The organism is Lutibacter agarilyticus (genome assembly GCF_900188235.1).
Classification (GTDB): domain Bacteria; phylum Bacteroidota; class Bacteroidia; order Flavobacteriales; family Flavobacteriaceae; genus Lutibacter; species Lutibacter agarilyticus.
Map to the genome: position 1 here is coordinate 16,599 of NZ_FZNT01000002.1, position 13,320 is coordinate 29,918.

The window sequence follows — 13,320 nt, forward strand, 5'->3', positions numbered from 1 at the left end:
TAAATTTATTATTGTTGTTTATTTAATTTCCTAAAATATATCTTACACTAAACCCCGAACTAACTGATTGGCGAGGGAACGTAGTTGATACTGCGTATTGAGATGAACTTTGATCAAAATAAAACGATGTTGTTAAATTACGTGTTAAAGCATAATCTGCAAATAATTTAAACGAAAGTAATTTTTGACCTGCTGTTACTTGGCTATTATCGTTATCAATGGCTCCAATAATAGTTTTATTATCTCTAAGCGCCAAATCTGCACGAATATTTAAATCTCCTTTTAAACGTGTTAATTGCCCCCCAAACCTAAACTTCATGGCTAAATCTCTAATTCTATATCCTACTCCAACAATATATTCAATTCCATTTATTTGCGTAACTGTATTATTATTAAAATTTAGGGTCATCCCCCTATCTTTATTAATTATACCTGTGAATGAAACCGAATTTTTCATTTTCATATCAACCTTCACTAAAGGAGAAAATTCTTCGATTAAATTTACATTGGTAAATAATGTTTCGTTAAAATAGTTCCCTAAAACATCTGTTTCACCGTAAGGGTCATCTGCATTGAATTCTAAATTGTTTCTGAAACTTGTTATTGAATACAATGAATTATATGCATGAGTTAAAGAAAAACTTCTAAAATTCTTTTTAAACCAATTTATTTTCATTAATCCTTTATAATTGATACTCCAACTAGGAATAGGCACATCTCTAAAGGCTGTTAATTTAATTGTATTAGCATCCTTTCCTGAATAGGACGCTAAAAATGCTGGCAACATAACTTGCTGACTTGTTTCTCCAAATCCATCAATTGGCTGACCTGACTCTGTTGCTAAACGCTGTGCTATAATTGCTCTATTTTCTCTAAATTTTTGAAAATTTTCAACTGTGTTTTTGAAAACAGACCCCAACATATTGTAATTAATACTAAAATTACCAAATTGTGTTATTGGTGAGTCGTCATTTAACACATTATTTACAACATCAAGTTGTTGTGATATGGTTTTTGTATAGGTTTTATTCCCTCTCAAATCTATATCTAAACTTGGTGCTGGCTTTAAAGTAATAGCGGCTTCTAATTTATTTAAATGTGTTTTTCTATAAGTTCTATTATAATATGGATCATCAATATCGCGCGAAATTAACCAACCATTCTCAACGGCACGTTGTTTAATATCAATTTGACTTCCAAATACAAAACCAAATGTTGGTGCTAAACCTCCACTATAATTATCTCTACCTAAAAAGCCAACTTCAGGAACATAACCTGGCAAATAAGTACCGTTATTTTCAATATAATTAATTCTAGCATTTTTAACCATTGTCAACACATCATACACTATGTTTCCAATTTTTGCTCCTGTACTTTTTTTCTTTCTTGAAGTTGCTGAATTTCTATCTTTTGGAGCACCTGGTTTGTTGACACTTGCACGCGTATTTCCTTTCTTCACTAATTTATCTACACCAATTGCACTGTAAAATTTATTAAAATCTAAATTAACACCTAAAGTTTGCGTATTTGCATTTTGAATAACGTTTCCTATTTGATTTACATAAGACTGTGATGAAGCCTGCCAATCAAAATCAGCGGTATAGGAATAATCTGCCGAAACAAAATCTAAATATGGAATTTTATCAATAGGTATTCTGTAGGTACCACTTAATGATTGATGATAGTTATCTGGTCTTCCAATGGTGAAAAATTTATCATAAATTTCAACTTCATCATCGGCTCCAAATTGATCATAAATATGATTGTTAGCTGCTCTAAAATCTAACTGAAGTGACTTTGTTAAATTAAAACTCACCCCATAATTCCAATCGAACATATAACGCCTTTGGGTTAACGTTGGTAAATCTGGTAAACCTATCACTAAACTTCTTGAAAGTTGTTCGTTATAATTTCTTATAATATTTGAATTTACAGAAACTGAAGTTGGAACTATGTTTAAATTAATATCTTTTATTAATTGTAAATATTTACTACTAAGAGTAGTTGAATTTTTAAATGGCTCTAAGTCCCAAGGCTCAAAATTAAAGTTATATCCTGCGGAAGCTCTTACATTTTGATCCAGAAACTTTTGAACATTGTAATCTCTATGGTATACTTCATTGTGCGCATAAGAAACCGATAAATTTTCAACATTGTAGAATTTTGGCTTTTTCCCACCGTTAGGATTGTAATCTTTTCGAACATTAATTAAACTAATACTGGTACGTTTTGTATAATCTCTTGCCGCATCAGTATTATCGTCAATGCTTTTAGCATCCTTAAATAATACATCTTGGTATTGTGGGTCGTATTTTGGATCTCTAAATTCTTCAGAAATACTGTAATTAAAAGGTAATTGTACCGCCCAATCTTTAGGTAATAATTGCCCAACATTTACATTGGTAACAACATCATACAGTTTGGTATCTTGTTGCGTGCGTTCGTTTAAACGTTGTTCAACACCACCAAAACCAATAGTTTCCATTCTTCCTGTAACGGCTACATTGGCAAAATCTGCTAAATTTAAATCGGCATTTAAAACTGCAGACCAACCACCATCGTTATCAAATTCTGAAGCTCTTAATTCATTAAACCAAATTTCTCCACTTTGAAGTGTGTTTGAAACGTTTTGAACTCCTAACATTATAGTTTTAATGTTTCCTAAATTAGGATTTCCTTTTAAGCGAATTTCATAACCTTCAAGACCAGGAATTGGAGGAGCACCAGGTATTGGATATAAAATATTTGAAGGAACTCCTTCATCAAACCTAAATAATTTTAACTGGGTTAAATATTCTAAAACTGCTTCTAAATTATTTTCCTCTGGCCAAATTTCAAGTGCTGTTGTAGCATCATAATCAGTAACATTTAATAACTTTTCTAATTGATAAAAGTTATCAGTCATATCGCTTCCTAACCTAACAATAGCCTTTAGATCTTCGTTTTGAACTTGTGGTTTTGTTTGAAGTCCTTCTAAATGCAAAAACATTTTTAAGCGTTTATACATTCTTAAATCTACACTTACATTTTTAAAAATGGCTCTGGTTTCATTAGGAGCCAAATCACTAACTTTTAAAGACAATGATTGCTCATTTTGCTTTTGTAAGGTAGTAGATCCTCTTAAAATTTCACGTTCAATTCCAGGAGGCAATACATACGGAATTGGTTTTCTATCTTCATTTTGTTCAATATTAACAACACCTACTTCAAAATTTTGTAAGTCGTTAGGATCTAAATCTTGTGGCGGCTGAATAGCTTCATCAAGTGTTTTAGTATAGCGTCTCCAATCACCTCTTACTAATTGTAATTCTCCAAAACGCAACACCACAGGCATTTTAAATTGCGTTAAAAATATTCGCATAAATCGAATAGAATTAAACCCTGTAATGTTATTAATTACTTCATCGGGTGTAGAAACTTGAATTCTAAACTGTAACCACCTGTATTCTTTTTCGCTTCCATCATCTAAAGTAACTTTTACTCTTTTTTCATCAACAATATGGTTTTTACCAACCTGTAAATCACCTCTATTTAACGATACTTTGTATTGATAATAACTTTCAACAGAATTCATTGTTTGGTCTTTATCAATATCTTCAACATCAGGAAATGTTGTTGCTGCTGTTGGATAATTTTCTGGTGATAAATTATTAGTTGGCGAGTTTCCTTGCGTAAGGTTGTATTTTTTATAGCGTGTTAATATGGAAGCATCACTATTGTCATATTCTGAACTTCTGAAATATTGATAGTTATCATTTGATGGATCTTCTCCAAATAGTGTCCCAAATTTTTCAGTTTCCTGTTCATCATTCAAACCATCAAAACCAACATCTTGATTTAATCGATCACTATCACTATCTGTAAAGGTGTATAATAACGATTGATTTGTTGGTATTTTACCCCAAATTGTATTGGCTGTATTGGTATCACTTAAAGCATCTTCAGGCAACCCGTTTTCATACATTTTTCTACCATCTTTCAAAACGTCTTCCGAAACATTTCCTAAGTTGAAATACACATCACCAACCTGATTTGAAGGGTCTGAAGGGTCAACACCAACTGGCAAACCTTCTTCATTAGTTATTGAATAATGCTCGTAAGGATCCATTAACCAAAATTGAATATACTCTACATTTGACTGTTGAAAGTTTGTAGTTGTTAAAGCTCTTGTAATACCTGCCCAACGCTCTTGCGGATCTGTAAATTCTCCGTTTGGAGCAATATTGTTTGTATCATAATTATAAGGACCTCTTTGGTTTGGATAAAAAGCTAAATCAAAAGTTCTTACTACGGTTGATTGTGTTAAATCTAAATCTTGTTCAGGAAACAATTCGTTATATTTTACACGTCTTACTTCTTGTCTAGAAAGTTCTCTGTTATCAATATTATCAGGTTGCAAAGATGAACCACCGTAAAAAATTGGATCAATTATATACCACGCCAACCTTGCTCTTTTGTAACCGTAAGATAAATCAGGTGCGTTACCACCTAAATCAAATTGGGTTTGATATTGCGGTGTACTTGCAGTATGCCATTGTTGAACTGAACGAATATCTAAAGGAATTTGAGAACTTTCAAAATCATCAATGTATGAAGTTGCTTCACCATTTAAATCAATTCGTTTTGATGAACCTGGTAATAAATAAGCAAAATCACCTCTAACAGAAAAATTAGAAGCTACATCGGTATCAATATTCGGTAATTTGTTAATCCATTTTGTCAACTTCGGAACTTCGGTTCCGTAACTTGCATTTACACCAAAAATGGTATTGTTAAACGGTTCTTGCCCCAATGAAACTTTTTGCGTAATAGGTCTTTCACTTAAATTTAAAATCGTAGCTCCAACAATTAAATTATCAGAAAATGTGTGTTCAATATCAACTCCTAAAAAACGTTTTGTTTGTAAGTTAAAGGTCGCATTGTTTTCAACTGAAACTTCTATAGGCGCATTGGACGCTTGTAAACTAGGGTTTACAATTTGAACTCTACCCATTTGATAATCTACTACATAATCAACACCCTCCACCAATTCTCTTCCACCTGTGGTTACTCTTACTGATCCTTGCGGTACATTAAAAGCTCCTAAAGGAATTCCGTCTGTCGCTTCAGATTTATGGTAACCTTTTAAAAAATATTTATCTTTTGTTTGGTGGTTATTTTTAGCTTCAGATTGTGTTTCGCTATACATCTCTTCAAAAACGTACACGGCATCAGCTGGATCTGTTAACTTACTCGCTAAATCTTCTCCGAATGGTTCTACTGTTGGAAAAATTACAATACCCTTTTCTGAATTGATGGTGATTCCTTCAATGTAATCAAAATACCCATCACCCTCAGGTGTATAATTCTGAGTTTGATCTAATTTATCAACATCTAATAAATTCAATAAGGTTTTATCTGAAATATCGGGTGTTTGTGCATTTTGAAGTATATTAACTGGAACACCAGTAGCATCATCAGCATATAAAACATCTAACCTAAAACCATCTCTTTGCATTCTAAATGTTTGCAATGAGTAGACGTTTTTCATCATTAAATCCCACATCGGAATTTCAGTACTAATGATTTCACTTCGTAATAATTTTAACACAAGGTTTGAAGGTGCATTAATCCCATCACTTGTAAATTCACCAACCCTATAAACTGTTGATTCTCCATTAACTGTGTATTCAAAAGCCACTGCTAAAACATCTGAATCGGCGAGTCTTCGATTTAATGAAATATACCCTAACTGTGGGTGAATGGTATAATCTCTTAATGGATCTAATTTTAAAGCATTTTCAAGCACCGAATAATCACGTCCTTGCTGCATACTAAATGGCGCTAAACCTGTTGCAACTGTAGCAATATCTCTAACTGGATTTGTAGGCGTTAAAATGGTTGATAAATTATTCGCTTCATTTGTAGGCAACAATCCACCAGGAACCGGAATTACATTTGCAGGACCAATATTTGAAGGGTCGGCTTCTGCTAAATCGGCTAAACCAACAATATTTCTCACATCCTGAATGGTACTATTTCTATTGGTTACCCAAACTTCAATTCTTGTAATATTTATTGGACTATTTACTAACGGATTGTCTTTTAAAGCATCATTATAAGCATCTCTAAAATATTGCGATAAAAAGAAATGTCGGTCAACATCATAATCTGTTGTTTGCAATTCAAATTCCTGAATTGTAGAGCCTCCTTCAGCTGAAACCGAGCGAGTTTGCGATTTTTGTTCTGCAATAACTCCTGTAATTCTGGTTTTCCCAAATTGCAATTCTGTTTTTAAACCAAATAAACTTTGAGCCCCAATAATTAAAGAGTTTTTAACTGGCATACTAATATTACCAACTTCTATTTTCTGAAGAATATCATCTTCATTGGGCAAGTATTCTAACTTCACCTGATTTTGAAAATTAAAGGAAGATTGTGTATCAAACTGCGCTCCAAATCTTAACCTAGTTCCTACTTTAGCAACAATGCTAGCGCTTATTTGCTGATCAAAATCAAACGTAAAACTGCTTCGGTTACGTTCTGATAGTTGAGGATTATCTACCTTTTGATATAAAACACCCAAATCAATTTGAATAGATCCTTGCGGATTTACTTCAACCGTATTTCCTCCAAAAATAGATTCAAAAAAATCAGAATTCACATAGTATGTTGGTAATAAGTTTTTTTGAGCATCTTCGCTCCCTTTCTTCTTACTATTTGTTGCGCTTATTTTAGACTTGTAATAATCGAGCATATCACGCTTAAGCTTATAATCCATATACTCTTGTTGCGTCATATAAACCGGACGCTCCACATAATAATTACCAACTTTTTCGGTAATTATGTACTTTCCTAATTCTTCATCAAATACAATTTCTACGGAAGGATCACCTAAATACAAGCTTCCTGATTGATTGTTTTTAAAAGGATATTTTAGTTTTAGAGTATCTGTGACTTTTGAAACTTTAGCAGTATCAGCTGTTACTAATACTTTTGTAGAATCTAGTTGTTTTGGTGCAGGAGGTACTTGTGCTTTTACTGTTGAAGTAAAAAACAACAAAAAACAAATTAAAATATAAGCTTGATTTATGAATTTATTTGTTCCCAAATGTCTATAAATTTTTAAGCGCCGTTTTAATAATACCTTCAACGCTCAATGTTTTATCTTTTTGCAATATTTTATCAATTACTTTTTCAGATAATTTTTTATTAAACCCTAAAACTTCTAAAGCAGTTAACGCTTCATTCTTATTGGTATTGCTTACAGATACAGAAACTTCATCAATTGCATAGGTTTTTGAAATTTTATCTTTTAAATCTATCAAAACACGTTGTGCTGTTTTAGCACCAATTCCTTTTACTGATTGAATTACAGCTACATCACCTGAAGCTATTGCCTGTTGAATTTCATCAGTAGTCATAGACGATAGCATTGTTCTTGCAATGCTAGGTCCAACACCTGAAACTGAAATTAATAATTTAAAAATTTCACGTTCAATTTTAGAAATAAAACCAAACAGCGTATGTGAATCTTCTTTAACTGATAAATACGTGTATAAAAATACTGCTTCTTCATCAGGTAATTCTGAAAATGTGTTCAATGAAATATTTAACAAATACCCAACACCATTAACATCTATTACTAGATATGTTGGGTTTTTCTCTATAAGTTTACCTTTTAAATGGGTGATCATTTTTCCTAGGTGTTTTAATCACCAAATGTAGTAAAATATTCTGTATTATTGTTAGCATTTTCCTGCGCATCTAGCACCGCTACACAAACCATATTTACCATCTCATCAACACTTGCACCTAACTGTAAAATATGTACAGGTTTTTTTAAGCCCATAATAATTGGCCCAATAGATTCAATATTATTTAATTCCTTAATTAACTTGTAACTAATATTGGCTGAATTTAAATCTGGAAATATCAATCCGTTTACTTTTCGGTTTACCAATTTAGAAAACGGAAATTTTTCTGCTCTCATTGTATTATTCAAGGCAAAATCGGCTTGAATCTCTCCGTCAATAACAATTTCAGGATGGTATTTATGCGTATAAGCAACAGCTGCAGCTCCTTTATTTGCAGATATTGAATTTGCAGAACCAAAATTTGAATACGACAACATGGCCAAATGAGGTATTACTCCAAATATTTTCATAACCCTATCAGTCATTCTTATAATTTGAGCTAATTCTTCTTCATTCGGGTTTATATTAAAAGCGGTATCTGAAAAGAACATGGGTCCACTGTCAGTCATCATAATATTTGTGGCTGCAACCCTTTTAACTCCGTCAGCTATTCCTATTAAATCAATAATTGGTTTTGCAACCGTAGGATAACTTCTTGAATAACCTGTAACCAATGCATCTGCTTCGTTTTCATTCACCATCATTGCAGCAAAATAATTACGCTCTCTCATCCATTTTCGTGCAACTAACAACGTAATTCCTTCACGTTGATGTTTTTCCCAATACACTTGCGCATACCTATGTCTTCTTTCTCTTTCTTCTTCAGATTTTGGATCAATCAACTGTAAATCGGCTTCAAAATTCAATTCAGCCATCAATTCTTGGATAATTTCTTTATTTCCTAATAAAATTGGAATTCCAATACCATCTTCATAAACAATCTGAGCTGCTTTCAACACATCTAAATGATCTGCTTCAGCAAAAATAACCGTTTTAGGATTTGCTTTTGCACGCTCGCTAATCATTCGCATTAACTTACTTCCGGCCCCTAAACGCTCTGCTAATTGTTCTTTATAACCATCCCAGTCAATAATTGGTTCTTTTGCAACACCCGATGCTATGGCTGCTTTTGCAACAGCTGGCGGAACTTCAGTAATCAATCGTTGGTCAAATGGTTTTGGAATAATATATTCTCTCCCAAACTGCAAATGCTTTTCGCCATAAGTAATATTTACTTGCTCTGGCACTGTTTCCTTTGCTAAATTAGCCAATGAATGTACCGCTGCCATTTTCATTTCTTCATTAATTTTAGTTGCTCTAACATCTAAAGCGCCTCTAAAAATGAAAGGAAAACCAAGTACGTTATTTACCTGATTAGGATGATCAGATCTTCCTGTAGCCATAATAACATCTTTACGTGTTTGCACAGCCAATTCATATTCAATTTCAGGATCTGGATTTGCCATTGCAAAAACAATTGGATCGTTAGCCATAGATAACAACATTTTTGGAGTAAAGACATCGGCAATTGATAAGCCAATAAAAACATCGGCATCTTCCATAGCATCTTCCAACGTGTAAATATCTCTATCTGTAGCAAATTCTGCTTTTTGAGACGACAAGCCTTCGATATCTTTTCTAATAACACCTTTACTATCACACATTACAACATTCTCAATTTGCACTCCCAAAGCTAAGTACAATCTAGTACATGAAACCGCTGCTGCACCTGCACCGTTTACAACAATTTTAATTTTCGCAATGTCTTTATTCGTAATTTCAATTGCATTTTTTAGTGCTGCTGCTGAAATAATTGCTGTTCCGTGCTGATCGTCATGCATTACAGGAATATCTAATTCTTCCTTCAACCTTCGTTCAATTTCAAAAGCTCCGGGTGCTTTAATATCCTCTAAATTGATTCCTCCAAAAGTTGGTGCAATATTCTTTACGGTTTCAATAAATTTATCTACATCTTCTGTATCAACCTCAATATCAAACACATCAATATCAGCAAATATTTTAAAAAGTAACCCTTTACCTTCCATTACGGGTTTACCCGCCAATGCGCCAATATTACCCAAACCTAAAACAGCCGTACCGTTAGATATTACGGCTACCAAGTTTCCTTTTGACGTATATTTATAAGCATCATCTGGATTTTTTTCAATTGCCAAACAAGGCTCAGCTACACCCGGTGAATATGCCAATGATAAATCTTTTTGAGTAGCATATTTTTTAGTTGGAACTACTTGAATTTTCCCTGGAGTTGGGTACTGGTGATATCTTAAGGCTTCGCTTTTCTTTTTTGAATTGCTCATAAAATTAGTGTGTTTGATAAAACGTCAAATTTAATAATTTAAAACAAACACAACCTTAAAATAATGAAATATCGCAGCTAAACGTAATAAATACAAGAACTTGACAAATATCATTCACTTTTAATAGCGCTAATTCTTATTTCAGAAATGAAATATTTCGTTTTAAACCTAAAAATTTGGTGCGCTTTACGGCTGATTTTTGAAATACTTTTTTAAAGATTTCTTCTGTGATTTCTTCCCAATCTTGTTTATTCATTGCTAATAAATCTGGGTGTGGATTTAATTTTTCTTCTGAATGTGGTGTTGAAAATCGGTTCCACGGACAAACATCTTGGCAAATGTCACATCCAAACATCCAATCTTCAAATTTCCCTTTTACACTTGCAGGCAATTCGTTTTTTAATTCAATAGTAAAATAAGAAATACATTGACTGCCATTAACCGTATTATTTGGCAAAATTGCGTTGGTTGGACAAGCATCAATACATTTTGTACAGGAACCACAATGATTGGTTTTAAAAGGTGTATCGTATTCCAATTCTAAATCCAAAATAAGTTCAGCCAAAAAGAAAAAAGACCCTTTATTTTTTTGAATTAATAAGGAGTTTTTACCTCGCCAACCCAAACCACTTTTTTGAGCCCAAGCTCTTTCCATTACTGGAGCCGAATCTACAAAAGCCCTTCCGTTTACTTCTCCAATTTGGTTTTGAATAAAAGATGTAAGCTCTTTTAATTTTGATTTTAATATATGATGATAATCCTCTCCATATGCGTATTTTGCCAATTTATATGAATTGTTTTGTTGTTGTTCTTCAGGGAAATAATTAAACGATAAGCTTATAACCGATTTTGCATTGTCAACTAACAACCTTGGATCTAAACGTTTATCAAAATAGTTTTCCAAGTAGTGCATTTCGCCCTGATGACCTTTTTTTAACCACGATTCTAAATTTGAAGCCTCTTCCTCTAAAAACACCGCTTTTGAAATTCCACAACTTTCAAAACCTAATCTATAGGCTTCTTGCTTTATCAATTTTGAATATGTTTGCTGAAGTTTCATAAACTACAAAAATACTTGATTTTTTTCATTATAAAATTCACCTAAAACCTGTTACCGTTAATTTATTTTATATATTGAACTTTGAATTTGATTTTTATAAATTACTATGCCTAATAAATGGTTGCTTTTTTTTAGTATTCTTATTGCTTCTGGTACTGCTCACGCCCATAATTTCAAAAAAAACGACACCTTATTAAAACCTGCTCAAATAATTGACTCGCTAGTTTTTAGTGAAAAATTAGATTGGTCCGTTAGACTTGTAGGGAATTTTAAACAACAACGGTTTACCCTAAAAAACAACCAAGATAAATTATATTACAAACCTAATAATCCTTATGGTATTGGTATTGGTATTGCCAATCAAAAAATAATAATTGATATTGTTTTTAACATCAAAACTCAAGAAGAAGCTTTACAAACCGATAAATTTGCAGCAGAAGGTGGGCTTGTTATTAAAAAGAATTACATAGGGTTTTTACTAGAAAATGTTAACGGATATAATATTTATAGCAATGTAAATGATGCTGAAATTTTCAGAAAAGACATGTCCATATTTTCTCTCGGCTTAAATTATTTACATTTATTTAAAAATGAACATTTTTCTGTTAGAATGATGAAATCGGGAGTTACCGACAAAGAAAAAACCTCCGTTTCTTTAGGTTTTGGAGGTTTTTTTATTGTCAATAAAATTTCTTCTGACGGAACAATTGTTCCTACTAACTCAAACCCTTATTTCAACGATCAAGCTGAAATTACAGAATTTACTGCTATTGGAGCTGGAATATTGGCTGGCGTAGCAACCTATATTGTTTTACCTGCCAACTTTTTCTTTGCATTAAGTGCTTCGCCAGGAATTGGTTTAGAATATAAAGAAATAAGCGCCGAAACCGAAAGTTACGTTCCTACAAATCCTTTAGTCTATAAATTAGACCTGTTTACAGGCTTAGGTTATAAGGGTGAAGAATTTTATGTGCACTTTAATTTTGGCACAAATCTTTATGCTACCGATTTAGATTTTAACAATAAAGCCTTATTAAGCGTCACCAAATCTAAATTGATTTTTGGATACAACATTGGCAAAATTAATTTTAAACCTAAGAAAAATAAAGTTTTTTAAGTTTTATTTCCAGCCAGTAACTTTCATTATTTTTTTATAAATATCATTGTTTTGATAAACACCTTGAAACTCTTCAGAACCTGGTCCAAAAGCAAAAACAGGAATTAATGTTGTAGAGTGCCCATTGGTTGAGAATGTTAAATTAACATCGTTATAATCACTATATTCTTTACCATGTTGATTTACTTTCTGCTTTGAAGACAAAGACAAACCTCCTGTTTCGTGATCTCCAGTTACAACTACTAAAGTATTTCCATCTTTTTCAGCAAAATCTAATGCTTTTCCAACAGCATCGTCAAAATCTAACAATTCAGTAACTAAGTATTCTCCTTCATTTGCATGACCTCCCCAATCAATTTGAGAACCTTCAACCATCATAAAAAAGTTGGCATTGTTTTTACTTAAAAATTCAATTCCCAATTCGGTAGCATTTTCTAAAAAGTCACCTCTATTTTCAGTCATTTTAGGCATTCCATCTTCTGCCAATAAAAAACCAGCTTTTTCGGCATTTTCAATACTCTTAAAATCACCTAAAGAAAGTGTATCAATTACAAAACTTTTAGCTTCTAATTCATTTAACAAATTACGTTGATCTTTACGTTTGTTAAAGTATTTCAATCCACCAGCTGCAAAAAAATCAACTTCTGAAGCCACCATATCTAAGGCAATATCTTCTGCCAAACTTCTGCTTAATGCGTGTGCATAAAAAGCTGCAGGTGTTGCATGTGTTATAGAAGAAGTTGCAATTAATCCCGTATTTATATTTTTTGTAGAAATAACTTCTACAATATTTTCAATTGCTGTAGAATCTACACTTACACCAATAGCACCATTGTATGTTTTTTCTCCACTAGAAAAAGCAGTTGCTCCAGCCGCAGAATCCGTAATATTATGACTTGCAGATGATGTATTAATTAAACCAATATTTTTAAAACGCCCGTAGTTTGGAGCGGTTTCTTTAAAATAAAAAGCTGTTGACACTTGTGTTAATCCTGTCCCATCAGCAATTAATAAAATCACATTTTTTGGAGCCTCATTTTTTGGAGCTTTCTCTTTTTCAGTACAAGAAAATAGTGCAAAAAACACTAAAATCAACGTTGTTTTTATTAGATTCATTATCTATTTTTTTTAGAAATGCAAAGGTAAAAA

6 protein-coding genes are annotated in these 13,320 nt (G+C 32.5%); 1 reads left to right on the top strand and 5 read right to left on the bottom strand.

Going from position 1 to position 13,320, the window contains the following annotated elements; translation table 11 throughout:
• Positions 1-22: 22 nt before the first annotated feature.
• From sov to queG, 4 genes are all read right to left on the bottom strand, one after another.
• Entirely contained in the window at positions 23-7,090 is a 7,068-nt protein-coding gene (gene sov, locus CHB67_RS02800; RefSeq protein ID WP_176461198.1) for a T9SS outer membrane translocon Sov/SprA, read from the bottom strand.
• A gap of 4 nt (positions 7,091-7,094) precedes the next feature.
• Positions 7,095-7,676, bottom strand: a complete 582-nt coding sequence (gene ruvA, locus CHB67_RS02805; RefSeq protein ID WP_089380236.1) for a Holliday junction branch migration protein RuvA — start codon at positions 7,674-7,676, stop codon at positions 7,095-7,097.
• 14 nt (positions 7,677-7,690) lie between these two features.
• A complete protein-coding gene (locus CHB67_RS02810; protein ID WP_089380237.1) occupies positions 7,691-9,994 on the bottom strand; it encodes an NADP-dependent malic enzyme in 2,304 nt (767 codons plus the stop codon).
• A 136-nt stretch (positions 9,995-10,130) separates the two neighbouring features.
• On the bottom strand, positions 10,131-11,054 hold the full coding sequence (queG, locus tag CHB67_RS02815; RefSeq protein WP_089380238.1) for a tRNA epoxyqueuosine(34) reductase QueG: 924 nt from the start codon (positions 11,052-11,054) through the stop codon (positions 10,131-10,133).
• Positions 11,055-11,160: 106 nt separating this feature from the next.
• Between queG and CHB67_RS02820 the strand changes: the two genes are divergently transcribed.
• The gene (locus CHB67_RS02820) at positions 11,161-12,171 is read left to right on the top strand and encodes a DUF4421 family protein (RefSeq protein WP_089380239.1); all 1,011 of its coding nucleotides are present in this window, start codon (positions 11,161-11,163) and stop codon (positions 12,169-12,171) included.
• Between the two features lie 3 nt (positions 12,172-12,174).
• Here the strand turns inward: CHB67_RS02820 and CHB67_RS02825 are convergent, their stop codons facing one another.
• Positions 12,175-13,287: an alkaline phosphatase gene (locus tag CHB67_RS02825; RefSeq protein WP_089380240.1), complete on the bottom strand. Its 1,113-nt coding sequence runs from the start codon at positions 13,285-13,287 to the stop codon at positions 12,175-12,177.
• Between the last annotated feature and the right edge of the window lie 33 nt (positions 13,288-13,320).